Genomic DNA, 23,721 nt, shown 5'->3' with positions numbered 1-23,721 from the left:
GAGGTCGCGGAACCAGTCCGTGTATGCGGTTAGCTTGCCGGGTTTTCGGCCAACTCTTTCAGGGCCTTCAACCGGGTTTCCTTGTCCTTGTGTCCCGTGACGATTCTCTCCATCGTCCGCACGAAAAAATCAGTTGCGTGCTGCGCCACCCAGTCGAGCAAACGTTCACCGTCTTCGATGGACATTTCGATTCGATTGACGTTGATCGGCTTGACGACGTTGCCTTCTTCGTCTCGATCGGAAAGCACAACCATCAAGGCGAAATCACGAAGTTGAGAGTTTGCCGTGACTTGCAATGCGCCTTGAGCATCGCCAATGCCCCGGCACAGTTCGTTGAGCAAGCCAAAAGACATGAACAAGCTCTTCTTCTCGCCGGCCAGAGTGACGTCGAGTTTTGCGGGCGGGGCTTGTCGCGTGGTGGTGGTCGACATGTTTTGGTTTCCGAATGAAAAATCCCCACGATTATGTGTCGTGGGGATTGGTGCTTCAAGGTTTTTCTCCGTACCGGCGTGAACCTTAGTTTGCCGACGCCAGCATCGCTTGCCCGAACGGCAGGAAGTCGTCGTAGAACGGGTCCGTCGAGACCAGATCGTACGGCTGGAACTTGTACGGCAGGTTGCCGAACGCGTCGGTCTTGAACGCCAGCGTGAAGCCACCCGTGATGCGGATCTTGGGAATCAGCAGCGCAACCGGCGTGTTGTCGGCGAGGTTGCCGACCACCTTCGCGGCAAGGAACGGCTGGTTAGCCTTCGAGCCGATACCCACCACGTTGACCTTCTGGACTACCGTACCGTTCGGCAACTGGTAGTCGAACTTCTGCGAGCTGACGACTTGCAGCGTTTTCGCCGTCGAATCGATAGTCTTGACCTTGGCGACGAGCATACGGTCGCTGTAACCAGGCACGATCGCTTGAATCCAGTCGCCGACCGCGAAGCCGGTGGCTGATGCGACCGGCAGCGTGTCCGCGCCGGCGGCGTTCGCAGGCACGTCTGCGTTCAGCGTGGTCTTGACCGTGGACGGCGTCAGCGCCGAACCGTCGAGACCCAAGCCGTACGCGAGGTTCTTCGACGTGTGCTCGAATACTTCCATCGTGGCGGTGACGGGGTTGCCGGTCATCACCGAGTACACAACGCTGTTCTTCACGCCCTGCGTCAGCTCGGTGTATGCCGGCTGGCCACTGATTGTGAAGTTCTTCACGAGACCGATCGAGTGCTCGTCGGGATTGAGGTTGAACAGGTCAGTTTGGGGGCCGATCATCACGGTGGCCGACCCCAGCATGAACTTCTCGGACTTTGCTTCACCAGCCATCGTTAGTTCTCCGGTTTAAAATTCTGGTGGAGCGATCCTACGTGTGATACCTTCGCGAATCAAAGGTTTTTATTGGTATATGGAGGAACCACGCAATGGAGTTGGAAGAGCGCGAGGCCTTTACGGTACGCATCCCCATCACGCTCGATGTTCAGATCAAGCAGCGTGCGAGAGTTAACCGTCGAACGCGGAATGCAGAGATCATCCATCTGCTTGAAACCGCGATCGACAATGCTACGAGCGCCGATCGGAAGCTCATCAGCAGCATTACGAAGAAAGATCCGCAGTAACCGTGGACGATGCCATGAACGCCACCCACTTCATGGATCGTCCCAACCCACCACCTACGGGCAAGACACGAACGCCGTTTTGCACCACCATCGTCCCCAGTTTGTCCCCCTTCAACGCATCGAGCACGTCGATCGACTTCGTCGGTAGCAGCCGCTGAACCAGTGCGCTCATCACTCGCGTGAGATTAAAGTCGTTCGTATCGTTCTCGGTCGCGACTCCGACGACAGCCGATACCGTCGTCAGGTGTTCGTCAAAGTCGAGTGAATACTGCGCGACTCCGATCAGGTTGCCGGATGGTAGCTTGTCGTAGTCGTTGTACGAGTCGAAGAAGACGGGTTGAAGCGATATGCCCGTCGAGGCCTGAAAGTTGGTCGCTTGGTCTGCGCAGAATCTCAGGAGACTCGACAGGTGATCGCCATAGAGGTTTTCGCTTTTCATAGGTATGGTTCAACTGCTCGGTTGATGATCGGAAAGATCATGTTCTGCTGATACCAGAGGATGTAGGCGCTCACCAGCGGGCGGTATGCGCCTCGCCGGTTGTTTGTCAGCTTCGCGGCGAGGTTGTTTGTCTCAGGCAGGTACTGCTCGACCATGTTCGCGATCAACACGTTCATGTTGTTAAGCCTCGGGAGCCAGTCGACTACGATGCGGACAGTGTCGGACGGGCGGCTGTAGTATCGTCCACCCACCTTGACCCCATTGCGCATCGTCCCGGCGGGGTAGCGGCCGAGACTCTGTATGCGCGTCGCGTCGATCGTCACCTTGACTTCGCCAAAATACTGGGATGGGTTGCCCAGACGCATCAGCTCGTTACGCAGGGAGTTCTTCATCTGCTTGGCGTCACCGATGTGCTTGCGGCGCATACGACGCGACTCGGGGCTGTTCTTCACCCGGCGCGGGAGGACGCTGTACTGGAAATAGTTGACGTGATCATTCTTCTCGTAATGGAGATAGAAGTAAGTCAGCTCGTTCCAGTGTGCCCCGACTTGATCGAGCCACATAGGTGGCTCGGACGAGCCGATCGAACCTGTCCCGACGAGATCGGTGAAGAACGAGTTCAGCTTTTTCGTGATCTCGTCCTTGATCTTCAGCGAGACCTTGTCGGCGTAGTCAGCAAGGATGTTCGTGACGTTTTGGAAGATGAAGTTCTGGACGAACTGCATCACGCTGTCTTGAACAGCCTTGACGTCTGCCATTACTCCGCCTCGGCGACGGTAACTCCCAGCTCGAACTTCACATTCGAGATGCGATAGTTGCTCGGCCCGATCAGGTCGCCCTCTTGCAACGGGAACCCGGTGATGATGCGATAGCGCTGACGCTTGGAGTTGCTGACGTCAGTGGTCTGGCCGAGGGGGCGAACGTCGTACCACGTCTTTCCGATCGTCGATATCGTTTCGTTGCGCGCGAAGCCGGAAACGGGGTCAGTCTGGTGTGAAATTCGTTGGACATCTCCGTTGAACGGGAGATGAAACATGCGCAAGATCGCATCGTTGGCCGTTCGGCTGAAATCCCCGAGGACGTAGTAGAAGCCGAGGTCGTTGACCGTGTCGCCTGGGTTGGCTACAGAGCCACGGCGCACATGAAGCATGCGCTGCGGCGTCGTGAACTGCTCCGACGAGGACTTCGCGGACGGTGAAGAGACGATCCCGTACACCTTGGCGTTGCCCCGCGATACGTTCACGAGGATTCGGGTGAGCTGCGGTAGAGTGGTCATGACTAGCCTGTCACCGGGTCAGTAGGGGCGGAGACCACGAAGATCGTCGGCGTCACGGCGACGGTTCGGGCCAGTGTGTCGCTCAGTTGCGCAAGGCTCGCGCCGAGTTGAGTTGTGAGGTCTTCCTTCAGCTTGTCGAGGTCGACCCAGTCCCAGCGGGAGAAGTTCGAGTTCTCAACCTGTTTCGACTGCACGAGCCGAAGCTGGAAGGAGGGCAGCGCATCAATCGCAGTGCGCGCGGCGAGGGCGCGGTTTGCGGCCGAGCGCGTGCGGCTGTCGCCGACGACCAGGGCGTTCGTGAAGTCAGCACCATAGTCGGCGCGCAGCGAGTAATACGCCGGGATCAACTCGATCGCCTCGTCGGGTAGCTCGTCGACGGAAACCCCCATCAGACCGCGTACAGCGTCCGCATCGGCGCTCATCGGGATGAAGGGGTGCAGGCCATAGGCCACCTGCTGCTGACGGCTCTGTCCCGAGGTCTTGAAGGCGAGGGAGACGAAGCGGGTCTCGGTGTCGTTTCCCGCGGCGATACCGTTCGCGCTCGCCGGTAGCAGGATATGGGCGGTCGTGCCCGGTACGTCGAGCACAGCGTGGTCCAGGCCGGCCAGGACAGCGCCGCTCTGATCACGCACGGTGTACGTCACGGAGCCGGCGTCAGGCTGGGCCTGAACGCCACTGGCCATTAGCTCAACTTCGAAGGTGAGGTCTTCACCAGCCTGGAACCACTGCATGGCGCGTCTCCTTACGAGCGACGACGACGGGACGTTGCCGGTGCGGCTTCGGCGTCTTCACCCGCCTCGGTCGGCTCTGCGTCGATGCCATACACCGCGAGGAAGGATTCGTTGGCGACGTCGAAGTCGCCGTCCGCTTCCTTCAAGAAGCGGACGTATTCGGCGTCGGTGGCCTCGGGCTTCAGTTCCGCGACGATCTCAACCTGATTCAGACCGACACGAGTGTTGATGAACGGGGTTTGACGAACGACCGAAGGGCGGAACGCGTCCAGTTCGTCGCCGCTCATGCCGTCGAGCAACATGAACTTGCCAGTGGTGTGTGCGAGGATCTTCTTCATCTTCATCATCTATCTATGAAAGGGCATAAAAAAGCCCGCCCGAGAGGGGCGGGCTTTCAGGCTCTCAACCGGAGGCTTACGCCGTCACGTCGAGGACTTGGCGCGTGTCCGGGAACGCCAGCTTGTAGCCGGTGTTTTCCGTACGAACGTAGGTGATCGACTGGTTGAGGATCGAACGCTCGTTTTCCGAGATGTTCGAGCCGGCTTCGATCAGCTCTTCCAGCGTTTCAGCCTTCGTGAAGCCGACCAGCTTGCCTTCCGGCACTGCCGACGACAGGTGGAAGTTCACCGACTGGTTGAGGATCGGCACCTGCGTGTTGATCTTCGGCGTGCCTTGTGCGACCAGCGCTTCGATGTCGGTCGCGTGCGCGCCCGAGATGCCCGTCACCGGCTGGAACATGAACAGCAGTTCCACGAACATGTCGTAGTTGCCGATGATCGTGTCGATCGGGTAACCGGCCTTGGCGCGGGCCATGAGCCACTTCGCGAGCGCCTTGTAGTTCGACGAGAACGCCTTGCTGGCGTCGCCACCGAAATCCGACACCTTGACCGCGCTGGCTGCACCGTTGACGCCGTCGCCGTTGATCAGGATGGCCGTCGCGGCACGCACCTTCGAGATCTCCAGTTCGCGGCCGACGCGGGCTGCAAACGGCGTCATGATGTCGAGCGATGCACGGCGGTTGAATTCGTACGAGGTACGATAGCCCGAGCCGTGTTTGAAGATGCCGACCGTCTGTTGTGACGTGCGGATCGTGCGAACCGGGATGCGGCCCAGTTCCGGGATCGTGTGCGTCGTGCGCTCGTTCGAATCGTCTTCGACGAACGTCGAGATCATCTCGGTGCCGTTGATCGTGCGCGACTGCGCGACGAGCGGGGCGACTTGCTCGATCTGGTCCTGGCGGTTCTTCCAGCGCAGGATATCGTCCATGACTTCCGGGAACATCGCGCGGGTGCCGGGATACGTCTGGAACGTTTCCGAAGCGGCTTGCAGCAGGACGCCTTGCGACAGATCCTGGCGAACTGGCAGGTTCAGGTAGGCGAGGGCGGCTTCGTAGCCGTTCAGACCTTCGTAGCGTGCGGAGTCCTCTGCCTTGCGCGGGTCGATCGCGAGCGTGAGGTAGTCACGCAGGTTCAGGCCAGCGTCGGCGGAGAGGCGGACGAGGCGCTTGCCAGCGTCGACCGAGCGCTGGGTGTCGAGCGCGTCGCTCGGCTTGAGGTTCGCAAGTACCTCCGCAGGGGCCTTGCGTTCGATGTCGATCAGATCTGCCATGTTTTGATCCGTTGTCAGTTGTTTTTGAACCCTCGTCAGCCCGGTGGTGGTCGGAACTGACGAGGGTTTTGCAGCTTTTCCAGCAGATGACCCCGGTGGTGGGCGAGGTCATCTGCCGCCGTTCTTTACAGCTCGATGGCGACCACGTTGCCGCTGGCCAGCACTTCGACGACGCACCAGGGCGAGTAGCCAGCGAATGCGTCCTTCGCAGGGTCTGCCTTGCGAACCGTGCCGCCGCCACCGCCGACGAGGCGGTCACCCGGCGTCGCGGCGTAGCCCGCTTTGACCAAGAAGTCGAGGCCACCTTCCAGCGAGACCGTGCCCACGTTCAGGCCTTCGGCCACGCGGTTTTCGATCGTTTCAAGTCGGCCGGCCAGCAGGTCGCCGTCGCCGGCCAGCTTCACCGTGTTCGGCGCGGTCGGGTCGATCGAGACGGCCTTGCCTTCGTCCTGGCCTTTCTTGATGCCTGCGGCCAAGTTGAACGGATACTGCGAATCCTCATCGTAGAGACCACGAAGGGAGACGCCGTTACCGATAGCGTTGCTCATGAATTACCTCTCGTGTTGCGGGTTCGCTTAACGCGGCGCGGACTTGAACGCGCTCGACGCGTGAAGCGTCGTCCCCTTCGTTGCACCAGTGCCGGTGTCGGAACCTTGTGAGCGGCCGCCGTTGCCAGCGCCCGCCTTCAGGACTTCAACCTGCGCTTCTGCGGTCGCGAGCTTCGCCTTCAGATCGGCGACCTCGGTTTCAGCAGTCTTTGCCGAAGCTTCCAGCTCCGTCACCTTCGCTTGCGACTCGGCCAGCGAGGTTTGCGCAGCCTTCAGCTCGGTGCCTTCCTTCAGCGTCTTGTTCTCGGTGCTCAACGCCTCGTTGGTCGTCTTGAGCGCCGTGATTTCTGCGTCTTTCAGCGAAATCGTGTGTTCGTGGATCTTTTGGCCAGCCTTCAGGTTGGCCAGTTCTTCGATCAGTTCCTTATCCATCGTCTTCGGACTCCGAGGGGATGTGGTGGTGGTGGCAATCAGCATCAAATGCTCGGGTGCGACGCCCGAAGCTGCCAAGCGGTCGTACTGCTCTTGGCCGAGCCGCTGCTTCGTGCGGCCCAAGATCTTCGCGTTGTTCGCCGCGCCTTTCGACACGAGCGATGTTTCAGTCCAGCGATCCAGCCCGTTGATCTTCAGATACGCGCCGTCTTCGCCGAGCACGTGATCATTCCCGCACACGCGGTCGTAGAAGTTTGAGAAGCTGGCTTCCGGACCGCGCCAGTCCCAGCTGCATTTCGAACAGAGCAGTTGTTGACCGACAAAACCGACGCTGACTTCGTCGATAATTCCGTTTTCGAGCTTAGGGACATTCGAGTCGTCTTTCGGCAAGTAGAAAAGACAGACCAGTTCGCTCGATCCGTCACCGAGCGTCGACGGGAGGACTTCACCGTAGAAAAAACGACCGAGGGGGAGTTCGTCTCCGTTCGGGTGAAGGGTCTGAAGGGGGACGAAGCCGCCACTGTTGAGGTAGCTGGCCATCTGGTTGAGCGTGTCGACCTGGATCTGGCCTTTGTCGAAAATCGAACCGGGCTTCGTCAACGGGCGCGTGTTAGTGACCGAGGCCTCGAACACGACGATCGCGCTGAAGTCGACCTGATCACCCCCGCTATTGCGGGTGATCAGATTCTGAATTCTTTGTGTGATCGGAACGCTCTTAGCCATGCCAGTTTGGTGCTTTTAATGCTGCCCGGTGAATGTAGCCCGTATTATTTCGACCAGCTAAATGAGAGTCAAAGAGTTTTTAGGGCTTCACCGCGTTACTCGCGGCAGACTTTGAGCCTTTTGAAGAAAGCGACCGGCCGAGCGGGTCGGAGTTGGGGCTGACCTTGCTGACGTCAGGGCCGTGCGGGCCGTTCGTCTTTCCAGACGCTCCTCCAGAACCACCAGCGTTCGGCTGGTCAAGACTGTCTTGAGCGGTCATGGCCTGGGCGTTCGTTCCAGGCATGAAGTTCGTACCACTGAGGATTGGGGCTGAGTCGGGTCGAATGCGTCCGTACATCTCAAGGTGGTACTCGTCATCGTCGATGATGCCCAGCGACAGGTCGGCCTTCAGGCGCGACGCACGCATCGTGAGCTGTGGTTCCAGTTCGGTAAGCGGGCGCATCTCGGCAGGGCGGAACTTGCACACTACGCGGGACTGCGATCCTTGCAGGCGGATCGCAAGCGTCAACATGTCCGAGAACAGGTCAGCGATCGGCTGGTTGATCTCTTCGGCCGTCATGCTGAAGAGACGCGCTTCGACCGAGGCTGTGTTCACGCCAGCGTTGCCTCGACCGAGAATAGTCCCCATCGTGCGCAGGCCGGCTTGATTCTGTGCGTTCAGCGTCTCTATGATCGACGAGATGTCGATACCCATCCCCGGCGCCTTGTCGTTGATCATCTTTACCTCTGACGAGTCCGTATGGATGAACGCCTGATCCGGTCTGATGTTCGCGATCTGGCCACTGATCCCGTTTAGCACACTTGCGACGTATTGCTGCAACTTGACGGGGTTGGCTTTCGTGTCGAGAGGCGCATTGCGCGTGATGACGTCTTCCAGCACCTTCACTTCGAGACGCGGGTATCCGGTCAACTGCATGATCCGGTACAGGTCGTTGATCACCTGCTGCCGGCCGGCGATCGTGTTGATCGCGGAAACAAACGGCGAGTAGGTGTAGATCGTCGTCGGGTCACGCCGGAAGAACTTACAGAAGAACGTCGGAATGGTCAGGTCGATGGTGTCACCCGCCGACGTGCGTTGCTCAGGCGTGAAGACACCCGGTTGAGGTTCGATCCACCAGAGGGTCTTGGGATCGAGCATGCGAAATTCGGTCGGCACGAAGGTCTTGTCAAGCACCATTTCGCACGGCAACGATCCGCCCGCGAGGATCATGTACCGGAAGTTCTCGGCCAGTTCCTTGAACGACGGCCTGAAGTCAAAGCCCTTGGAGTAGTCGTTTCGGACCTCGTAGCCCTGCATCACTGCGTTGAGGATCTTCTGGCCGTCGCGGTCGATCATCCCGTTCACGTCGTAGACGACTGCCATCAGGTCGGTATTGGCCACGGTCAGATAGGCGTTGGCTGCAGCCGACACGTCCGGGTCCTGGACGAGCAGGGTCTTGATCAGCGTGCGCGAATCGTTCGCTGTGCGCGAGCTAAAGATGTCGGTCAAGTGCTCACGATACGTCGGCATCGTGAGCAGCTGAGTCGGCGCGCTCGGGTTATAAGTGCCAGGCATCGACATGCCGCCCTTCGCAGAGCGACGCGGCAGGATAATGGAGAGCGCCGCGCCGAGCGCCCCGCCGATTCCCTTAGAAGAAGAGTTGGGGGTGGTGGTCGTTGCCATAGATCAAGTTGCCAGTGGTGTGTTTGGTATTGGCCAGCATGAGTTGACTGGTCTCGTTCATGCCCACGGTCGCGCCGACGATCTGGATGACGCTGCGCGTTTCCGTGTTGAAAAGGGCGGATGCGTTGGTGGTGTGCAGCTTCACGGCAGACAACATGAAACCCAACGCATGGAAGAAGTGATCGTTGCCGTTCAGTTTCTTCCATTCCGCTTCTTTCTCTGGTTCTTCATTGCGAACCATGTCTTTCAGGTGCTCAACGATCGCCGAGCGGTGCGTCCCGTAACCGGAGAACTTGATCTTGCGCAGCCGGATGGCTCGGGCCACTTCGTCGAGGAGCAGCGTCCGGTTGGACTGCATGTGCGTGATCTCGCCGGCAGGGTCCTTGACGAGATTGATTTCCTTGGAGCCACGGTACTCGTTCGGCAGGACGCGGCGATGTGACACGTCACGCACCGCCTCGGCGGTCGGTGTGTACGGGTGACGGTCACAGCCACCGGCAACGAGGCGATACGCGGTCAGGATGCGTGCGATCTCCTCCAGCAAGCGGCCGACTGGCACGGTCAGGAACTCGACCACGTGGATCGACGACACGTCGTAGCCCTCGCCGACGACGATGTGGCAGGTCTGGCCGATGTCGATGCCGAGCCACGCCGGCATCGTGTTGCTCGACGGACGGACCAGCTGGAACTCGGTGAAGGCTGCGTTGATATCCGCGTCGTTCAGGCGTTGGTCGCCCCCGGTGTGGGAGCGCCCAAGCACGGTGTTGTACCAGCCTCGGATGAAGTCCTTGCGCTTGTAGATGAAGAGCTGCCGCAGGATGTACTTGGGCGGTAGGCGCTCGGTAGAGAAGGCGCGCACGCGGTAGCCGCGCGCATGCTTGCGTTGCGGGTACTTTGGCACCCATGCACGGCGCTCATGGTTACCAAGGTTCAGGGGCGCACCGCAGTGCTCGCAGTGGATCGAGGCGGCGTCGAGGTCGATCGCGCCGGCGTCGATCATCGCTTCGTCGATTTCCTCGAAGTCGAGACTGTCAGGAAGGCCAGGGATTCGGACGAACGGGCGCTCGAAGTCGGGCACCTGCCAGTGGTTGCAGCAAGCACACTTGAGCATGTACTCGTGCTGGTCGCTGACCTTGAATGTCTGGTCGATGCCGTAGTCCTGGAAGGTCGGCGTCGAAAATCGGTGGTTCAGTTTCCAGTCCGAGCCTTGAAGTCGCGAGTTGAAGAGGGCAAGCATCGACTGGTCGGTCAAGTCCACTTCGTCGTTCACGACCATGTCTGCGGAGATGGATGTCGCGGCCCCTTCGCCGGCAGCGGTGAGGTAGAGGAAGCTCTTGCCGACCTGAATGATTTCTTTAGTGCGCGTCGGCTTCTTGCCACCGAGGGATTCAAGGTTGAATGCGTGTTCCTCGTCGACGAGCGGTCGAACGCGGCCGACCGAGATACGCTCCATCATAGTCTCGTCGGGCAGCGTGTAGATGACGTTTACGCCACGGTTGCGAGCTATGAACGCGAGCACCTTGCGGATCTGCACTTCGGTCAGACCAACCTGCGACGGCTTGATGCAGTCGAGGTTGTCGTGCATGTCGTCCGCGATCTGCTTCTGGAAGGGGTAACGCTTGAACGAGAAGGCTCTGTCGTTGTGCGTGGTGTTCTCGCAGATCCAGTCGCCATACGTCATCGACGCGCGGTCTTTCGACCAGCGGTTCGCTGCGCGTTCGTAGAGCTGTTGGAGATACTGGTTTGGCATGGAGATGATTCGGCCATCTAAGCAGGCGTTATTCTTACGCGGCCAGTCATCGGAGCACAAAGAAAATCTGATGAATTGAGCTGTTGTTGTCCCTTGAGCGGGTATCAGATGATAGAGGCGAGCATTTAGCAGATAGACGTCGTGATTTCCATTCTTCGCGGAGAGGCAGGCCGGTATCCTTGCACTCCTCTTCAGCGAGAACCCTATGAGCAACGACTTTCATTATCCGGTCATTACTGATCATGTCGAGTGGTCGATCAAGATGATCCTTACCTTGGCCACGGAGAACGCGGCCTACCTCGCCGATGAAGCATGCCCCTACGGTGTCGATTTCAAGAAAGTGATCTCGAACCTGATTCATCGTCAGGTTCAACCTGAACAAAAGAAGGTCGACATAGCGGATTTCGAGATCACCGAGGACCAGATCGATTCGAGTCTCGACATCGACCTGTATCGAGTCTTCACCGACCTGAAGAACTACGGCAAGACCATCCCTCAATCCGATCAGACGGAGCGCATGGCGTACTTCCGCACGGCGACCAGCCTCCTCGAACGTCTGGTGACAGCTCGTGAGCGCGCGTTGGGGATCAAGCAGATCCGCGACTTCCAAGACACCGTCCTGAGCATCATGGAAGAGTGCATGTCGCCGGATCAGCGCACCGAGGTCATGGAACGCCTGCGCAGCGTAGTCACCACTCGTCGCTCCGACGATGACGCTGCGTCCACCACCACACAAGAGTCTTCGAATGAGAACTGAACGACAACCGATCTTCGCGCAGACCGCACCGAGGTACTACGCGAAGGGCCTGCCCGTCATCCCTCTTTACCCCGAAGAGAAGAAGCCGATCCCAAACGACTGGTCGCGTTACTTCGATCATCCAGTGGAGCCTGAGCAACAGCAGGCGTGGATCGAGCAGTGCCCGACATCGAACATCGGTATCGTGCTCGGCCCACAGTCTGGCATCGTCATGATGGACATCGACACGGTCGACCAGCGGTTGACGTCGATCATCCAGAGCCTTCTGCCGACATCGCCGTGGTGCCGTATCGGCAAGAAGGGGATGATGCTCGCGTTCAAGTACACAGGCCTGAAGACGTTCCGTATCAAGAACACGTCGGGTGAGACGATTTGCGAAATGCTGTCGGCTCGCACGCAGTCCGTGCTGCCTCCGTCGATCCATCCGGATACGAAGCGCCCGTACGAGGCGAACTGCGAACTGGTCGAGGTCGTCCATATGCTGCCTGCGCTCGACCAGCAGATCGAGTCGATGTTGCGCGCTGCGTTGCAGGAAGCCGGCGTCGAGTTGTCACACTCAGGATGGACGCGCGTGGTCGACTTTGCGTCGGCCGGCTCACGCGACACGTCGCTGACAGAGCGCGCAGGCCTCTTCGCGTATGCAGTTATGCGTGGCGACCGCTCGTTGAAGGAAGCCATCGGCATGCTTCAGGCGTATGCGGCCGATTTCGTTGAGAACGTTGCCGGAGATCCGATCGACGTCGACAAGCACGTCAAGAACATGATCAAGTTCCTGCACCGTGATGTCTACGACAAGCAGAAGGTGCTTCCAAGCGGCTGGGACGATGGTCTAACCGATGAAGAGAAGCAGGCGTACAGCCTCGAATTCACGAAGGAGCAGGAAGAGTGGGGTTTCGACGACCTCAAGCAGTTCCTCCTGGACGAATTCGAGCGTTTTCCGAAGGATTCGCCGCAGCGCAGCCAGTCGATCGACAAGGCGTTGCACAAGGTGGCCACGACGTCGAGCCTCAATAAGCTCGAAGAGGACCGCATCCTCGACTTCATTTCGACGTCAGGAGGCATGGGTCTGAAGCTTTCCTCGCTCAAGGCGCGCATCAAAGAGCTGCGCATGGGTGAGATCAAGGGTCAAGACCAGTCGGAAGTGGCACGCGCAGTCATCAAGGACCTCGAACAGATGTTCCCCGTGCGGGCGCACAACGGCTTCCTCTGGAAGTGGGCCGGTTCGCACTGGGAAAAGCTCGACGACAACTACGTGCTGTCAAAGATCTCGGCCGATTATGGCCATCTGACCGCATGCAAGAAGTTCAACGACATCCGCGGCATTCACAACCTGATGAAGACCATCTTGCCGCAGGGTATCCGTACGCTCGACGTGCGTGGCGTGAACTTCGCGAACGGTTTCCTCACGGAAGACCTGAAGCTGCTGAATCACGACCCCGGCTACGGCATGATTTACACGTTGCCGTTTCGTTACCTGCCCGAGATCTCGGGCAACTGCCCAATGTTCTTCGAGTTTCTGAAGAAGAGCTGGGGCGAGGACGAGGACTACCAGCAGAAGCTTGACGCCATTCAAGAGGCGCTGGCCGTTACGTTGTTCGGTCTCGGCCCGCGTTTCCAGCGCGCCGTGCTGCTTCAAGGTGCGCCGAAGTCCGGCAAGAGCCAGTTACTGAAGATCGCGCAGTCGCTTGTTCCCGATAACGCACGTGCTGCGGTGCCGCCGAACGAATGGTCGGACAAGTTCCTACCGACACAGATGTTCGAGAAGATTATCAATGTCGCGGGCGAACTGAGCGAGAAGAAGCTGGTCGATGGCCAGCGCTTCAAGGACATTATCGACGGCGCGGAGATGTCTGGGCAGCTAAAGGGAGGGCAGATCTTCCGATTTCGGCCTATCTGTACCCACTGGTTCGCGTCTAACCACTATCCGCGTACAGAGGACACGTCGGAGGGCTTTAACCGTCGCTGGCTCGTGCTTCAGTTCAACCGGCCCGTGAAGGCTTCTGAGCGTCGCCTGGATCTCGGGGATGTGATTGTGGTCGAGGAGCGTGAAGCGATCGTCGCGTGGGCGGTGCAGTCGATGGGGCGGTTGAAGGAGCACAACGAGTTCACCCTGCCTGACTCACACAATCAGGTCATTCGTGAAGTAGCGAACCTTAACAACTCAGTACGTTTTTTTCTCACGGAGAGCGGGAAGGTGCGGATCAACGCTCTCCAGCAGCAGGAATCCGCTGGGTCGAAGAGTTCAGCCCACACATCAGTGCAGGAAACGAGGCTTTATCAGACATATTGGTCCTTCTGCGTCGGGCCGGGGTCTGCCAAGCCTGTTGGATCGACGCAGTTCAGGGCCAAGATGCGGGAATTAGCTACCGAGTTCGGATTCAAGCTTTCGATCACGCCCACGGACCTGGGGGGACAGGACGTACTCTACGAAAACCTCACACTTGTGGGGGCGCCGGGTCAGCAGAGTTCATCGACGGCCCATTCTGGCGCGAAGCCCATCGCCGCCTGATGTTGAGCATGTACAACCGCGAAGAGAACTATTAGAAACGCGAGCACGAAAAAAATCGCCCCGAGGGTAGCTAATCCTCGGGGCGATCTAACAGCTAACATTGATCAAAACATGCCCCTGAAGAGGGCTGACAGAGAGGCTGGCCACCTCAACTGTCTGAGACAAGTCTCTCAACTCGTCATGCTTGACTCACCACCACAGATCATCAAGCACTCTGTTAACTTTACCTGTCTCAACCTACCTTGGCAAGTCCCTTTCGGCTTATCAAAAGAGGTTTTAACAGTTCATCGGTACTTACTCCTCTGTTAAGCGGACTATGAAGAACGACTTTAGCTGCAAGGTACATCTCGTGCGCTTCTTCAGGGCTTGAGAACGTGCCGAGATGGATTGCCTTATCTCGATAAATGGTCGCCCTGTAGTTTCCGGAGTTAGTGACGATGACCCCAGGGAAAGCGTCTTTCGTATCTGCAAAGTTACTTACGGTTACAACTTGAGAGGGGTCAAACAGGTTCTCGATCCGGTTGTTTTGTTTGTCATCGTCGCGATGGCGAATCGAGCCGGTGGGCCAATACCCATAGACAAGTGCCCACACCATGTGGTGTTCATATATCGAAATGGTTTTGAAAACAATCTGTCTGAAGCCTGACGGTTTGTGTGGGCAACTTGCTACTTTTCCAGCCGAGCGCGGTCCCCTGGCGCTATTAGTCAGACGAATAGCGCGACCTGCTACTGGGTCGTAACCAAAGTGCTCGCGGGCCATTTCAACCGTAAAGTCCTGGCGCTTTAGTTTCTCTTTCTCCATCGTCATCCCGTCGTCATGTGTTCGTGCCCTGATCCGCGAGCAGGGCCTTGGACCATTCGGAGTCCAACTGGCCTGTGCCGTCAACTTCTGGCCCCGAAATGTTGTTACCGAATGTTTCGATCGCAGTGGCGCTTTCCGGCAGTTCGGGCAGGGGCGGTAGCGTGTTAAGTATAAAGCATACTATGGTTCTAAAATCGAAAAACTGAAAATCAATGCCCCTACCATAGTCGAAACTGCAGCGCAACACCCTTCAATAAAACCTTGGTATCCTTATAACCGTGGTAGATGCAGTGACGCAGCGCCAAGGTACACAAGCCCTACGCGCTGCGGCGGGGCTTCGTGCGCCTTGCGCACGGGGCACTCCCAAAGGTGCAACGTTGAACCTTTCGCAGCGCAGTAGATGAAAGGTGCAAGTTGAACCAAAGCAAACGGCGCAATCCCGCGCCATTCGCAACCTACGTTTAGGGGTACTAACATGGCTGACTTTCAAATCGCAACGGGCGCGGCAACCTATGCCGCTAAAGAAATCATCGGCACGGAGCGCAGCGCAATCACGCGCGCTTACTCGGCAATCGTCGCGCTCTGCCTTCGGGACGACAATCACGGGGCGCGCGGCTATGCGGCCCGCTTGATTGACGTTTTGAGCGAGCAAATCGCCGAGCAACGCGCCGGTAAAAAGTGGGTGGAGATGGGCGCGGCCGATCGCGTAAGCGCAACGCGTGCCGCGTTTCCGACCGCGAAGCGCTACGCTGAAAAGTCGGTTGGCATTGCGAAACAAGCGGCTGATAAGGGTGCGCCTGTGACTGAAATTGCGAATGCTGAGAAAGATGAAGATGCGGCCGGTATCGTGCGCGCTTGGCTGCTCGGCATGGGTTGCACGTCGCAAGACGCGTTGTTTGCCGCGTTTGGTTTCGCGAAAGCGGCGGGTAATCGCGAACCGAAAGGCGCAACCGCAAAAACTCCGTCTGAAGTGACGAGCGGCACGACTGAAGCGCCCGCGAGCGATGCACAGCCTGCACAAGCGACGGCCGCAGAGGTGAAAGAAGCCGATAACCGCAGCGTTGCGGACGTGTCACGCGAAAACGCGGCACGTTTCGCCGAATCCGTGCGTGCGGTTATGGCTGGCATGTCCGATGCGGATCGGCAGTTCTTTGCGCAAACGATCCTCGCTGACGTTCAGGCAGCAGCAGCCTTGGATATCGCAGTCGCTGACACCGAGACGGTAGCGGCATAAGTCAATCCCGCCTAGTTGCCAGACTGGGCGGGTTTGAACGACTCGCGCGTGGTGGCGTGAGTCGTTCCTTTTTCTTCTCCCTATAGGGGCCGGCGCTACCGCTCATGCGCCCGTCGCTGGGGCAGCTCCACATCCACGAATCCGGTCATGCCTCTACGGCAGGCGTAGTAGCGCCCAGTAGGCGGCTTGATCCAGAAACTGGATGAAAAGTGCAAGTTGAACCATCCGGAGAATTCCAATGCGCTACCTTGATCCGACGATCAGCAACTATTCGAAAGCGATTTCCAGCGGCCTTGACGCGCAGCGCCAGTATCAGCGCGCGTTCTGGTTCGATCAGCAGCACGGCGAGCGCGCAGAGCGGCTGGCGTGCATTGCGATGATCCGCGCCAACCTCCCGGAAGAGGAGTGGCCCGAGTTCGCCCGTGAAGCCGCTACCGCTCCTGCGGCAGAAGTGGTAGCGCGACCCATGACGCGGAAGCGGCAGCGGGCCGCAGAGGCGCGATACAGGCGTGAAGTGCAGGTTCAGGAGGTCCGATGCGATCTCGGCCGGCTGGTCGAGGCGTGGGGTGCGACCGTCCGCGACGGAGCAACGTTGCGCGCGCTACGCGGAGGGCGCTGACATGGTCGCGGGAGTGGTAGCGGGATTGGCGATTGTGTCGCTATTGGCATGGGGAGCACTCGATAAGTGGGAAATTAAGCGAGTGCAAACGTTCAACTTGAACCGAAATGGTTAATCGCACGGTATTCCGCGTCACGCGAAACGCGCACATATATCTGATAGTTGGACTGGGAGATTTTGCGGGAGCGGTAGCGAATGTGCGGAGCGTAACCCGGCACCTGAAACTGTGTTGTTTTTATGCAACATAATTTTCCTTGTCCCTAGTCCGCTGCCAGGCCCCCTACGGCTCCAGCTCCGGTCAATGGCCAGGAGGGTTGCAGAGCGCAGCGTCAACTATCTGATAGTTTCATTGGTTTGTCGTCTGTAATCAAAGACTTAGCTATCTAATTTCTCTTCTTTTTCTCTTTCCCTTCCCGTTCCAAAGAAGAAGAGGGAAGAGAACAAGCTCATGTCTTGGAGACGACTGGAATTCGACTTCATTGCGAAATCGCATCTATCTGATAGTTCTAGCTTTATATAAAGAACGAATTGAATCCGCACCCATGTCAGTAAATCGTCCCCACGCGTCCGCCGCTGGATTTCTGTCGCATTTATACGATAAATACTAACGACAATGAAAATTACACCTGTAAACCGGATATGCTTGTCCCCCTCGCAGCAAGTAATCGAGACCGCGCATAGCAACGCGCTGCTCGCTACCGCTCCAGCTCGTGCTCTAGCTCCAGCTCGTGCTCCAGTAGCCGGCCGCGCGCTCGTCGCCCTCGCTCCAGCTCGTGCCCCGCGCTCCATTCACGATGCCCGAGCCTATGTGCGGACGACCACGGTCTCGACGACTCGAAACATCCGCGGCTGGAACGTACGGGTGGAACTCACCGCTCGCGAGCTGGCTACCGCCGATTCCGCCGATCGCATCATCGGCAGACTGTGCGTCCTCGCGACCATGATACTGGCCGTGATCGGGGTGTGGACGAACTTCTTCGGCTGAATCTGCGGGCCAGACCGTTTTCCCAGGTCCGGGCGGGCCTTGCGGGATCTCCCGTATACCCACCTAGCCAAAAACAACGCCAGCGGCATATAGAGCCTCTGACAAAACCATTCCGATAGGAATCATGATCACCACCACCACGCCGCTTTATGCCGCGATTGCGTCCACGCTCGCGACTATCGAGCGCTGCAAGTCCGCGCGCAGCCCTGTCCTTCCAACCCACAAAGTACGTCTCGGAAAGCTGCTCGACATGCTTCCTTCAGGCTCGGGCCTTGACTCGGGCACGCAACTGCTCGAAGACGAATGCAAGAGCAACAAGCTGGTATTTCAAGCTGATTTTCACCACATGAACCGACACGGGATGTACGACGGATGGTCGGAACACCACGTGATCGTCACGCCATCGCTCGACACGGGGGCTGTTATCCGGATCACTGGCCGTAACCGGAACAGCATCAAGGCCTACCTGCACGATGTGTTTCACCACGCGCTGTTTCAGGAAGTCGACCCATACCCGATAGGTTCAACTTGAACCATCGCCTGAGAACCAACAAGAAGAAACGACGAAGACCATGAACGCTATCTATTCCGAAGCCCCCCAGCTGTTTGACGCAATCGACGAACTGTTCAAGTCGCGTGAAGACAGCGAGCAGGATATTCGACCGATCTTGACCGTGTTCGCGAGCTGACATAGATCGGCCTGCATTCCCTGAAGAGAACCCACCACCATGAAGACTATCGAGACATATGTGACGGCCGATGGCCGGCAGTTCACCAACTACGTCGAGGCACTGCGCCACGAAGTGACCGTGGTATTGCCCGACAACCTGGCGCAGATCATCAACGACGAGTATGCGAAGGCGTCGTGCGGCGTTGCGTTGCAGGACGAGCCGCTTATGAAGATCGTCGACGGGGTCATTAACAACCTCCGGCACGTCGAGACGATCCTTGATCAGATCAAGAGTGGCAGGGCCGAACTCGACGGGTTGGAGTTCGTACAGCAGGCCACCCAGCATTCCCAGTCGCAACCTTGCCAGGGGTAGTGCGATGCGCGAGATCCGCAAGTACACCAGTTCGGACGGCAGGGAGTTTGCCACGCAGCGTGAGTGTGCCGAACACGAATGCTCAACCACCGTACCGGCAAAACTCAGGCAACGCCTGCTCAAGTTCTATCAAGAAGAGCATGGCGCGATCACGAGCAAGATCGAGCAGGTAACGTTCGATCGCATGTGCGCGACGCTGCTTCTCAATCGACGCAACGCGCGAGTCATCCGCGACGTTCTGCAGGAGTTCAGCAGCGCGGCAACGCATCTGCCGCTGGAGCCGGTCTATAACTGATCGGATTTTCTAGGAGGGGTCATGTGGTTCTCGCGTCGGCCCAATCCCGTTGAATGGCGAAAAGGTCAATGCCCGAGCATCACGGGCAAGCCGATCGTTGATTGCGCGCTGGTGAAGGGCCTTCCGGTCTTCATCGTGCCGCGTGAAGACGGGCATTGGGACTACTTTGTCTATGGTTGTAAGCGAAACACTGCTGAAACATGGGAGGACGCGGCACGCCTCGTAACAGGGGACGCGCAATCGCAACGCAACTACCACCTTGACCAAGAAGAGTTTGACGCTCTGATTGGTTCAACTTGAACCAAGGATCAAACATCATGGGCAACACCACCACCTACGGCCCGTTTGAAAGTTTCGAAGAGATGATGAGCGATGCTGGCCAGCGCGCACCCTACGTCGAACGTGCATTGCAGATCGTGCTTACTGCAAGCGTGTTCGAGCAACTGAACGATGAACAACGCGACGTGAACCTGCCGCTCGACGTGCTCATCGACAACATGGCCAAGCAGTGCGGCATGGTCATCAAGAACCACGAGGACGGCCCGCGTCTGCGCAAGGCCTGGTATTACGAGCTGGAGGACCAGCGGACCGTAACCGATCGAGCCGAATCCCTCAACGAACGTGACGTGATTCTCCACCTGACGGCGATGCTCGAGCATTTCGCAGGTATGCAGGAGACCCACGAACAGCGTCTCGCAGCCATGTACGCACAGCATGGTCGCATGTGCCTGAAGCAGCGTCCGCATCCGATCTCATCGCGACCATACGCGGATCGGCAACGGATGGCATTCAACATGCGGGACTTTGCGGGCGAGTTCGCCCGAAAGATCGCCCACGCATGGATCAACGCTGACATGTCGAACTGTCGACGAATCGAGGAAGCGTTCCCGCATCTCTTCGCGAAGTACAGCGACCCGAGCTACGACAGGGTGCGTGAGGAGCGCGAGGGAGTGCCAGCATGACCAAGGGGTTCGTCGTGTTTTACCACAACAAGTCAAACGGCGGATTTTTATGCGGTCAAGGCGATGACCCCCGAGGTTACGGCGGTACATACAACTTCGCTGAGGCGGCACGTTTCCCGACCTCCAAGAAAGCGCGCGAGATGGGGGCGGCGTATTTGCGATTGTGTCGTGCAGACCCGGACAACAGCAGCGCTACGGTACTGAAGCAAATCTAAAACGATTCACCACCACGGATCAAAACATGAGCACCCAAGAACTGGCCACGAACACGAATGAAGACCACGCAAACGCATTGGCTGCGGCTGCTGTCGAAAAACTCACCACGGACGCAACGGTTCAAGTTGAACCTCCTGCGCCGTACACAAAGCGAGAGGTGAAACTCGCTCGGGATGTGCTCCAATTTAAGCTGAGCGAGCATATCAAGCGGGATATCTCCCGATTCGAGAAAGAGACCGGTGCGAAGGTTACGGGCATCACCTACAACGCCTATACGACAGCCGACACCCCGGTGGCGCTGACGGTGTATCACAACGAAGAATACATCTTCTGAGGAGATGCACGTGAAGATCGTCACAGTCACACTTCTCGTTGATGCGCGCACTGACCAAGATACCTATGACGCAGTCAACGAGCTTCTGCGACCCATCACACATCCGTGTGGTAGCGGCAGCAGCGACAACTCGCTCCTGATTGACTACTCCGTAGGAGAAGCCCGACATGCCAAGGATTCAACAATCGTCGAATTTCTACGCGGTCAGTACGTTGAAGGGACGTTCCAGTCATGAATATCCGCCACGTCTTCGACTTCAACAAGGCAATGGCCCACGGTCCCTACGCCTGGCCGGGCGGCTATCCGTGCTACTTCATCACATCGGACTGCGAGGCGCTTTCATTCAAAGCTGCGCAGGAGAACGCAGGTCTTGTCCGCGACGCGATCATCGCCAATGACAAGCACGGCGGCTGGAAGGTGATCGCAATGGACATCAACTGGGAAGACACGAACATGGTCTGTGTCCACTCAGGGAAGCCGATCGAATCGGCGTACGGAGGTCACGAATGATCTACGACGGCGAAGTGATCGAGAAGGAAGGCTACGTCTTCAAGGTATTTCTGCGAGACGACTGCGACAACGGCGAGCCGTGGAAAAACTTTGACGGACATGGGCCGGTTTCCGAATGGACGCGACGTGACAAGCGCCCCGGTGAACGTATCTTGAACACCGATAGTGGTAGCAAGCGCTTCTACGACGTCCAGGAAGCCAACAAGATCGCGAAGCGAGACGGGTGGGGCTTGAGCGACAAGGCGAAGGCTGAGCTGATCGAGCACTTGGCTCGACCCCGAACCGTGCGCAGGATTCGGAAGGGCGAAAAGCCAACCATCGTGCAACGCGGGTTTGTCTCGCACATCTACAAGTACAGTGCGGATCAAGTTGAAACAGTGGCGCTCCCCGGGCGAGATCCGAAAAAGCCACTTACGCGAGGCGAGATTCGTGCCGAGGCGGTACGCCGCGACTACGAGTTCCTGCGTGGCTGGTGCAACGACCAGTGGAACTACGTCGGCGTGTGCGTCATGTATCTCGGCAAGGCGGACCACGACCCCGACACCGATGTGGAACTCGACTATTTGGTGTCGAAGGATCTATGGGGTATCGAGAGCAATGCCTACGACTACATCAAGGAAGTCGCGCACGAACATATCGGCGAGTTCCTAGCCGAACTCGCCGACGAGCGTCAGGCCGACGCACGAGAAGCGGCTGAAGCCCTGTACTGGGCGCAACGTGACACCGTTACAGGTGTTGTCCGTCTCCAGGTTATGTGAGGTGAAAAAATATGACTAGATTCACCATCACTGTCGCGCGGCCGACGTACTACACGTGCGACTTCGAAGCGTCCAACGTGGAAGAAGCGAAGAAGGCCGCACTGGACGTATTCGAACAGCAGGGTTCCGAAGCTTTCGACTACGAGAGCAGTGGCCCCGCTACCGCTCATGAGGGAGATGCACCGCAATGAGCCTGAACAACCCCAACACCCCGCGCGAGTTCGACAATGAGCAGGCGGTCGGAGAGGGCTGGTCGATCTTCACCTGCGATGGTTCTGAATGCGGCCGGTATCAGCTCCAGTGCTGTGACGATGACGACGTGTTCCTCAACGATTATGTCGCATGGAAGTTCGTGGTCGATCAGGCGCGAGTAGGTAGCGAGTATCACAAGAAGGCACTGGCGTACCTGCGTGAGCACAACCCGATGGAGATTCACGCCATCGAGCGTCAATTCGGGAGCGTTGAATGAGCCTGAACAACCCCAAAATCCAGCGCCTTCCCTCGCTCGACTTCACAAGTGATGAGACGCGAACCTTCTATGCGGTCGAGTGGATCAACGAGAAGGACGAGTGGTCGATCGACACGCACTACCAGGAAACCAGTCGCGATACGAAGGCGTTGCAGCTGTTTGCGAACGGTGCGAAATCAGTGCTGGTCTATGACGTGATCGGCCCCTTCAACGCAGGGCTGGACGAAGCCGAGAACTTTGCCTTCGATAACCGGCGGCTGCACGTCGCAAGTGCAAGTGCAAGTTGAACCAAGGATCAACACATGAACGTACAACAACGAATCGCGATCGAGAAGCAGATCGTCGAAAAGATCGTCGTCGACGCCTTGGCCGCGGGGTTCAAGCTGAGTGTATTCGACGGAGAAGGCACTGCGATTTCGAAGAGCACCGACAAGGACAAGATCCTCGCCGCGCTGTTCGCATGTGAAGAAGAGTATCTGCGCCTCTGGAAAGACGGTACGCACGTCGGGTCGGTTCACCTGGTCTACGGAAATGACGGGTGGGACGTGATCTCCGATCACCACGTGTGCCTGGAAGAAGTCCTCAAAGGGGCTACTGAACTGGCCAACCAGTTGGAAGAGGCGCACGGATGAACCCCGAGCAACTGCTGGAGTACATCCAGCGCCTGGAAGCGCGTATCGCTGAACTGGAGCTGGACCTGTACGCGAACCCGGACATGGCCGACCGGCGTGCGCGCCGGCAGCTGACCGAACAGTTCAAGAGGCAGGGGATGTCGGGCCGAAAGGCTCGGGATGCCGCGTGGCGCACCCTGCATGATCCGAATTTCACATCGTGAAAGATATGAGCAAACCGATCTACCGCACCCGCTTCACGACCACGGCCGGCAAGTACCGCGTCCGGGAATTCCGGTCGCAGAGGAACGCTGAGACCCATGCCAAGCAGCTCGCCAACGAGGGCGGGTATGGCTACGTCGAGCGCACGACGGCGACCAGCCACAAAGTAGTCAGCAACTGGGGCCGCTGCGCTCCCGAAACCGCTTCCGCATAGCGTAGAATCACCTTACAAAGTACAAGGAGAAATCATGATGTCTGTCGCTTTCGACACCTTGGCTTACGTCAAGCGCCTCGAACAAGGTGGGGTCCCGCGCGAGACTGCGGTGATGCAAGCCGAGGCGCTGGCTGATGCGATCGACCAGACCTTGGCGACAAAGCAAGACCTACTCAACATGCAGACGGCGGTTGAGCAGAAGGTCGACGCGACGCGTACCGATCTGCGTCGTGAGATCGACAACGTCCGCGCAGACATGAAGCTCGGCCTCTCGGAGGCGCGTGGAGAGTTCCGTGTCGAAATCGAGAAAGCGAAAACCTCGATGGTCACGTGGCTCGTGACCTTGACGATTCTCGCGACCGCTGCGCAGATCGCTTCGAGGGCGTTCCTGCACTGATTCAGCCGGTTGATTA

At 58.1% G+C, this 23,721-nt stretch carries 36 protein-coding genes; 23 read left to right on the top strand and 13 right to left on the bottom strand.

Annotated features, from left to right (window positions below):
• Nucleotides 1-29: 29 nt before the first annotated feature.
• The gene (locus GQ56_RS0101155; protein ID WP_031396897.1) at nt 30-431 is read right to left on the bottom strand and encodes a hypothetical protein; all 402 of its coding nucleotides are present in this window, start codon (nt 429-431) and stop codon (nt 30-32) included.
• An 85-nt stretch (nt 432-516) separates the two neighbouring features.
• Nucleotides 517-1,308 (bottom strand): hypothetical protein, encoded by a 792-nt coding sequence (locus GQ56_RS0101150; protein ID WP_152601600.1) that lies wholly within the window; start codon nt 1,306-1,308, stop codon nt 517-519.
• Nucleotides 1,309-1,403: 95 nt separating this feature from the next.
• Here GQ56_RS0101150 and GQ56_RS0101145 point away from each other — a divergent pair, with 95 nt between their 5' ends.
• Entirely contained in the window at nt 1,404-1,598 is a 195-nt protein-coding gene (locus GQ56_RS0101145; RefSeq protein WP_031396895.1) for an Arc family DNA-binding protein, read from the top strand.
• Here GQ56_RS0101145 and GQ56_RS0101140 read toward each other — a convergent pair.
• From GQ56_RS0101140 to GQ56_RS0101095, 10 genes are all read right to left on the bottom strand, one after another.
• Nucleotides 1,576-2,037, bottom strand: a complete 462-nt coding sequence (locus GQ56_RS0101140) for a hypothetical protein (RefSeq protein WP_031396894.1) — start codon at nt 2,035-2,037, stop codon at nt 1,576-1,578. The two genes, GQ56_RS0101145 and GQ56_RS0101140, sit on opposite strands and share 23 nt — an antisense overlap.
• The gene (locus tag GQ56_RS0101135; protein ID WP_031396893.1) at nt 2,034-2,795 is read right to left on the bottom strand and encodes a hypothetical protein; all 762 of its coding nucleotides are present in this window, start codon (nt 2,793-2,795) and stop codon (nt 2,034-2,036) included. The genes GQ56_RS0101140 and GQ56_RS0101135 overlap by 4 nt, the downstream gene beginning before the upstream one ends.
• Nucleotides 2,795-3,313: a hypothetical protein gene (locus GQ56_RS0101130; RefSeq protein WP_031396892.1), complete on the bottom strand. Its 519-nt coding sequence runs from the start codon at nt 3,311-3,313 to the stop codon at nt 2,795-2,797. The genes GQ56_RS0101135 and GQ56_RS0101130 overlap by 1 nt, the downstream gene beginning before the upstream one ends.
• Nucleotides 3,314-3,315: 2 nt before the next feature.
• Entirely contained in the window at nt 3,316-4,044 is a 729-nt protein-coding gene (locus GQ56_RS0101125; protein ID WP_031396891.1) for a hypothetical protein, read from the bottom strand.
• Between the two features lie 11 nt (nt 4,045-4,055).
• Entirely contained in the window at nt 4,056-4,382 is a 327-nt protein-coding gene (locus GQ56_RS0101120) for a hypothetical protein (RefSeq protein ID WP_152601599.1), read from the bottom strand.
• A 76-nt stretch (nt 4,383-4,458) separates the two neighbouring features.
• Nucleotides 4,459-5,652, bottom strand: a complete 1,194-nt coding sequence (locus GQ56_RS0101115) for a hypothetical protein (RefSeq protein ID WP_031396889.1) — start codon at nt 5,650-5,652, stop codon at nt 4,459-4,461.
• Nucleotides 5,653-5,777: 125 nt separating this feature from the next.
• On the bottom strand, nt 5,778-6,200 hold the full coding sequence (locus GQ56_RS0101110) for a hypothetical protein (protein WP_152601598.1): 423 nt from the start codon (nt 6,198-6,200) through the stop codon (nt 5,778-5,780).
• A gap of 27 nt (nt 6,201-6,227) precedes the next feature.
• Nucleotides 6,228-7,355: a hypothetical protein gene (locus GQ56_RS0101105; RefSeq protein WP_031396887.1), complete on the bottom strand. Its 1,128-nt coding sequence runs from the start codon at nt 7,353-7,355 to the stop codon at nt 6,228-6,230.
• Nucleotides 7,356-7,434: 79 nt separating this feature from the next.
• On the bottom strand, nt 7,435-9,018 hold the full coding sequence (locus GQ56_RS0101100; protein WP_152601597.1) for a hypothetical protein: 1,584 nt from the start codon (nt 9,016-9,018) through the stop codon (nt 7,435-7,437).
• Nucleotides 8,984-10,768, bottom strand: coding sequence for a phage terminase large subunit family protein (locus tag GQ56_RS0101095; RefSeq protein ID WP_031396885.1), 1,785 nt, complete (start codon nt 10,766-10,768; stop codon nt 8,984-8,986). Before GQ56_RS0101095 ends, GQ56_RS0101100 begins: the two co-directional genes overlap by 35 nt.
• Nucleotides 10,769-10,973: 205 nt before the next feature.
• Here GQ56_RS0101095 and GQ56_RS0101090 point away from each other — a divergent pair, with 205 nt between their 5' ends.
• Together GQ56_RS0101090 and GQ56_RS0101085 are read left to right on the top strand one after the other, a co-directional pair.
• Entirely contained in the window at nt 10,974-11,525 is a 552-nt protein-coding gene (locus GQ56_RS0101090; protein WP_031396884.1) for a hypothetical protein, read from the top strand.
• Nucleotides 11,515-14,034 (top strand): bifunctional DNA primase/polymerase, encoded by a 2,520-nt coding sequence (locus GQ56_RS0101085; RefSeq protein ID WP_031396883.1) that lies wholly within the window; start codon nt 11,515-11,517, stop codon nt 14,032-14,034. Before GQ56_RS0101090 ends, GQ56_RS0101085 begins: the two co-directional genes overlap by 11 nt.
• A 232-nt stretch (nt 14,035-14,266) precedes the next feature.
• Here the strand turns inward: GQ56_RS0101085 and GQ56_RS42915 are convergent, their stop codons facing one another.
• A complete protein-coding gene (locus tag GQ56_RS42915) occupies nt 14,267-14,836 on the bottom strand; it encodes an HNH endonuclease signature motif containing protein (protein WP_161788538.1) in 570 nt (189 codons plus the stop codon).
• Nucleotides 14,837-15,311: 475 nt separating this feature from the next.
• Between GQ56_RS42915 and GQ56_RS0101075 the strand changes: the two genes are divergently transcribed.
• The 20 genes from GQ56_RS0101075 (at nt 15,312) to GQ56_RS39950 (ending at nt 23,705) form a co-directional block, all read left to right on the top strand.
• Nucleotides 15,312-16,070, top strand: a complete 759-nt coding sequence (locus GQ56_RS0101075) for a hypothetical protein (protein WP_031396881.1) — start codon at nt 15,312-15,314, stop codon at nt 16,068-16,070.
• A 238-nt stretch (nt 16,071-16,308) separates the two neighbouring features.
• On the top strand, nt 16,309-16,689 hold the full coding sequence (locus tag GQ56_RS0101070) for a hypothetical protein (RefSeq protein ID WP_031396880.1): 381 nt from the start codon (nt 16,309-16,311) through the stop codon (nt 16,687-16,689).
• 862 nt (nt 16,690-17,551) lie between these two features.
• Nucleotides 17,552-17,674 (top strand): hypothetical protein, encoded by a 123-nt coding sequence (locus GQ56_RS46880; RefSeq protein ID WP_265183101.1) that lies wholly within the window; start codon nt 17,552-17,554, stop codon nt 17,672-17,674.
• Nucleotides 17,675-17,798: 124 nt separating this feature from the next.
• The gene (locus GQ56_RS0101060; protein WP_031396879.1) at nt 17,799-18,206 is read left to right on the top strand and encodes a hypothetical protein; all 408 of its coding nucleotides are present in this window, start codon (nt 17,799-17,801) and stop codon (nt 18,204-18,206) included.
• A 196-nt stretch (nt 18,207-18,402) separates the two neighbouring features.
• A complete protein-coding gene (locus tag GQ56_RS0101050) occupies nt 18,403-18,717 on the top strand; it encodes a hypothetical protein (RefSeq protein ID WP_031396878.1) in 315 nt (104 codons plus the stop codon).
• Between the two features lie 4 nt (nt 18,718-18,721).
• On the top strand, nt 18,722-19,012 hold the full coding sequence (locus tag GQ56_RS0101045; RefSeq protein ID WP_031396877.1) for a hypothetical protein: 291 nt from the start codon (nt 18,722-18,724) through the stop codon (nt 19,010-19,012).
• Nucleotides 19,013-19,033: 21 nt separating this feature from the next.
• Nucleotides 19,034-19,312, top strand: a complete 279-nt coding sequence (locus GQ56_RS43765; RefSeq protein ID WP_152601596.1) for a hypothetical protein — start codon at nt 19,034-19,036, stop codon at nt 19,310-19,312.
• A gap of 17 nt (nt 19,313-19,329) precedes the next feature.
• Nucleotides 19,330-19,974 (top strand): hypothetical protein, encoded by a 645-nt coding sequence (locus GQ56_RS0101040; RefSeq protein ID WP_031396876.1) that lies wholly within the window; start codon nt 19,330-19,332, stop codon nt 19,972-19,974.
• Complete coding sequence (locus GQ56_RS43760; protein WP_152601595.1) at nt 19,971-20,189, top strand: hypothetical protein; 219 nt, start codon at nt 19,971-19,973, stop codon at nt 20,187-20,189. The genes GQ56_RS0101040 and GQ56_RS43760 overlap by 4 nt, the downstream gene beginning before the upstream one ends.
• Nucleotides 20,190-20,215: 26 nt before the next feature.
• Nucleotides 20,216-20,524 carry a hypothetical protein gene (locus GQ56_RS0101035; RefSeq protein WP_031396875.1) on the top strand — a complete coding sequence of 103 codons (309 nt, stop codon included), beginning with the start codon at nt 20,216-20,218 and terminating at the stop codon, nt 20,522-20,524.
• A gap of 10 nt (nt 20,525-20,534) precedes the next feature.
• Entirely contained in the window at nt 20,535-20,759 is a 225-nt protein-coding gene (locus tag GQ56_RS43755) for a hypothetical protein (protein WP_152601594.1), read from the top strand.
• The gene (locus GQ56_RS0101030; protein ID WP_031396874.1) at nt 20,756-21,034 is read left to right on the top strand and encodes a hypothetical protein; all 279 of its coding nucleotides are present in this window, start codon (nt 20,756-20,758) and stop codon (nt 21,032-21,034) included. Before GQ56_RS43755 ends, GQ56_RS0101030 begins: the two co-directional genes overlap by 4 nt.
• Nucleotides 21,031-21,792: a hypothetical protein gene (locus GQ56_RS39075; RefSeq protein WP_052007096.1), complete on the top strand. Its 762-nt coding sequence runs from the start codon at nt 21,031-21,033 to the stop codon at nt 21,790-21,792. The genes GQ56_RS0101030 and GQ56_RS39075 overlap by 4 nt, the downstream gene beginning before the upstream one ends.
• A gap of 11 nt (nt 21,793-21,803) precedes the next feature.
• Nucleotides 21,804-21,983: a hypothetical protein gene (locus GQ56_RS43750; protein ID WP_152601593.1), complete on the top strand. Its 180-nt coding sequence runs from the start codon at nt 21,804-21,806 to the stop codon at nt 21,981-21,983.
• On the top strand, nt 21,980-22,261 hold the full coding sequence (locus tag GQ56_RS0101020) for a hypothetical protein (protein WP_031396872.1): 282 nt from the start codon (nt 21,980-21,982) through the stop codon (nt 22,259-22,261). Before GQ56_RS43750 ends, GQ56_RS0101020 begins: the two co-directional genes overlap by 4 nt.
• Nucleotides 22,258-22,548, top strand: coding sequence for a hypothetical protein (locus tag GQ56_RS0101015; RefSeq protein WP_031396871.1), 291 nt, complete (start codon nt 22,258-22,260; stop codon nt 22,546-22,548). Before GQ56_RS0101020 ends, GQ56_RS0101015 begins: the two co-directional genes overlap by 4 nt.
• Before the next feature lie 15 nt (nt 22,549-22,563).
• Nucleotides 22,564-22,893, top strand: a complete 330-nt coding sequence (locus GQ56_RS0101010) for a hypothetical protein (RefSeq protein WP_031396870.1) — start codon at nt 22,564-22,566, stop codon at nt 22,891-22,893.
• Nucleotides 22,890-23,096 carry a hypothetical protein gene (locus GQ56_RS0101005; protein ID WP_017880869.1) on the top strand — a complete coding sequence of 69 codons (207 nt, stop codon included), beginning with the start codon at nt 22,890-22,892 and terminating at the stop codon, nt 23,094-23,096. Before GQ56_RS0101010 ends, GQ56_RS0101005 begins: the two co-directional genes overlap by 4 nt.
• A gap of 5 nt (nt 23,097-23,101) precedes the next feature.
• Nucleotides 23,102-23,308, top strand: a complete 207-nt coding sequence (locus GQ56_RS0101000; RefSeq protein ID WP_031396869.1) for a hypothetical protein — start codon at nt 23,102-23,104, stop codon at nt 23,306-23,308.
• Nucleotides 23,309-23,342: 34 nt separating this feature from the next.
• A complete protein-coding gene (locus GQ56_RS39950) occupies nt 23,343-23,705 on the top strand; it encodes a CCDC90 family protein (protein WP_052007094.1) in 363 nt (120 codons plus the stop codon).
• Nucleotides 23,706-23,721: the final 16 nt, after the last annotated feature.

The organism is Burkholderia paludis (genome assembly GCF_000732615.1).
GTDB classification, from domain to species: Bacteria; Pseudomonadota; Gammaproteobacteria; order Burkholderiales; family Burkholderiaceae; genus Burkholderia; species Burkholderia paludis.
Note: the sequence above shows the minus strand (reverse complement) of the source record. Positions and strands in the feature narration are given on the sequence as shown.

Bases quoted from the DNA above. Each gene is read 5' to 3' on its own strand.
- GQ56_RS0101100 (WP_152601597.1), bottom strand. From the start codon at position 9,018: ATGGCAACGACCACCACCCCCAACTCTTCTTCTAAGGGAATCGGCGGG.
- GQ56_RS0101150 (WP_152601600.1), bottom strand. From the start codon at position 1,308: ATGGCTGGTGAAGCAAAGTCCGAGAAGTTCATGCTGGGGTCGGCCACC.
- GQ56_RS0101115 (WP_031396889.1), bottom strand. From the start codon at position 5,652: ATGGCAGATCTGATCGACATCGAACGCAAGGCCCCTGCGGAGGTACTT.
- GQ56_RS0101030 (WP_031396874.1), top strand. From the start codon at position 20,756: ATGAATATCCGCCACGTCTTCGACTTCAACAAGGCAATGGCCCACGGT.
- GQ56_RS0101130 (WP_031396892.1), bottom strand. From the start codon at position 3,313: ATGACCACTCTACCGCAGCTCACCCGAATCCTCGTGAACGTATCGCGG.
- GQ56_RS0101075 (WP_031396881.1), top strand. From the start codon at position 15,312: ATGGCTGACTTTCAAATCGCAACGGGCGCGGCAACCTATGCCGCTAAA.
- GQ56_RS0101085 (WP_031396883.1), top strand. From the start codon at position 11,515: ATGAGAACTGAACGACAACCGATCTTCGCGCAGACCGCACCGAGGTAC.
- GQ56_RS0101110 (WP_152601598.1), bottom strand. From the start codon at position 6,200: ATGAGCAACGCTATCGGTAACGGCGTCTCCCTTCGTGGTCTCTACGAT.
- GQ56_RS0101120 (WP_152601599.1), bottom strand. From the start codon at position 4,382: ATGAAGAAGATCCTCGCACACACCACTGGCAAGTTCATGTTGCTCGAC.
- GQ56_RS0101155 (WP_031396897.1), bottom strand. From the start codon at position 431: ATGTCGACCACCACCACGCGACAAGCCCCGCCCGCAAAACTCGACGTC.
- GQ56_RS39075 (WP_052007096.1), top strand. From the start codon at position 21,031: ATGATCTACGACGGCGAAGTGATCGAGAAGGAAGGCTACGTCTTCAAG.
- GQ56_RS43765 (WP_152601596.1), top strand. From the start codon at position 19,034: ATGTGGTTCTCGCGTCGGCCCAATCCCGTTGAATGGCGAAAAGGTCAA.
- GQ56_RS0101070 (WP_031396880.1), top strand. From the start codon at position 16,309: ATGCGCTACCTTGATCCGACGATCAGCAACTATTCGAAAGCGATTTCC.
- GQ56_RS43760 (WP_152601595.1), top strand. From the start codon at position 19,971: ATGACCAAGGGGTTCGTCGTGTTTTACCACAACAAGTCAAACGGCGGA.
- GQ56_RS0101135 (WP_031396893.1), bottom strand. From the start codon at position 2,795: ATGGCAGACGTCAAGGCTGTTCAAGACAGCGTGATGCAGTTCGTCCAG.
- GQ56_RS0101010 (WP_031396870.1), top strand. From the start codon at position 22,564: ATGAACGTACAACAACGAATCGCGATCGAGAAGCAGATCGTCGAAAAG.
- GQ56_RS0101060 (WP_031396879.1), top strand. From the start codon at position 17,799: ATGATCACCACCACCACGCCGCTTTATGCCGCGATTGCGTCCACGCTC.
- GQ56_RS0101125 (WP_031396891.1), bottom strand. From the start codon at position 4,044: ATGCAGTGGTTCCAGGCTGGTGAAGACCTCACCTTCGAAGTTGAGCTA.
- GQ56_RS0101020 (WP_031396872.1), top strand. From the start codon at position 21,980: ATGAGCCTGAACAACCCCAACACCCCGCGCGAGTTCGACAATGAGCAG.
- GQ56_RS0101015 (WP_031396871.1), top strand. From the start codon at position 22,258: ATGAGCCTGAACAACCCCAAAATCCAGCGCCTTCCCTCGCTCGACTTC.
- GQ56_RS0101040 (WP_031396876.1), top strand. From the start codon at position 19,330: ATGGGCAACACCACCACCTACGGCCCGTTTGAAAGTTTCGAAGAGATG.
- GQ56_RS0101000 (WP_031396869.1), top strand. From the start codon at position 23,102: ATGAGCAAACCGATCTACCGCACCCGCTTCACGACCACGGCCGGCAAG.
- GQ56_RS39950 (WP_052007094.1), top strand. From the start codon at position 23,343: ATGATGTCTGTCGCTTTCGACACCTTGGCTTACGTCAAGCGCCTCGAA.
- GQ56_RS0101140 (WP_031396894.1), bottom strand. From the start codon at position 2,037: ATGAAAAGCGAAAACCTCTATGGCGATCACCTGTCGAGTCTCCTGAGA.
- GQ56_RS0101005 (WP_017880869.1), top strand. From the start codon at position 22,890: ATGAACCCCGAGCAACTGCTGGAGTACATCCAGCGCCTGGAAGCGCGT.
- GQ56_RS0101050 (WP_031396878.1), top strand. From the start codon at position 18,403: ATGAAGACTATCGAGACATATGTGACGGCCGATGGCCGGCAGTTCACC.
- GQ56_RS0101105 (WP_031396887.1), bottom strand. From the start codon at position 7,355: ATGGCTAAGAGCGTTCCGATCACACAAAGAATTCAGAATCTGATCACC.
- GQ56_RS42915 (WP_161788538.1), bottom strand. From the start codon at position 14,836: ATGGAGAAAGAGAAACTAAAGCGCCAGGACTTTACGGTTGAAATGGCC.
- GQ56_RS0101095 (WP_031396885.1), bottom strand. From the start codon at position 10,768: ATGCCAAACCAGTATCTCCAACAGCTCTACGAACGCGCAGCGAACCGC.
- GQ56_RS0101145 (WP_031396895.1), top strand. From the start codon at position 1,404: ATGGAGTTGGAAGAGCGCGAGGCCTTTACGGTACGCATCCCCATCACG.
- GQ56_RS43750 (WP_152601593.1), top strand. From the start codon at position 21,804: ATGACTAGATTCACCATCACTGTCGCGCGGCCGACGTACTACACGTGC.
- GQ56_RS0101035 (WP_031396875.1), top strand. From the start codon at position 20,216: ATGAGCACCCAAGAACTGGCCACGAACACGAATGAAGACCACGCAAAC.
- GQ56_RS0101045 (WP_031396877.1), top strand. From the start codon at position 18,722: ATGCGCGAGATCCGCAAGTACACCAGTTCGGACGGCAGGGAGTTTGCC.
- GQ56_RS0101090 (WP_031396884.1), top strand. From the start codon at position 10,974: ATGAGCAACGACTTTCATTATCCGGTCATTACTGATCATGTCGAGTGG.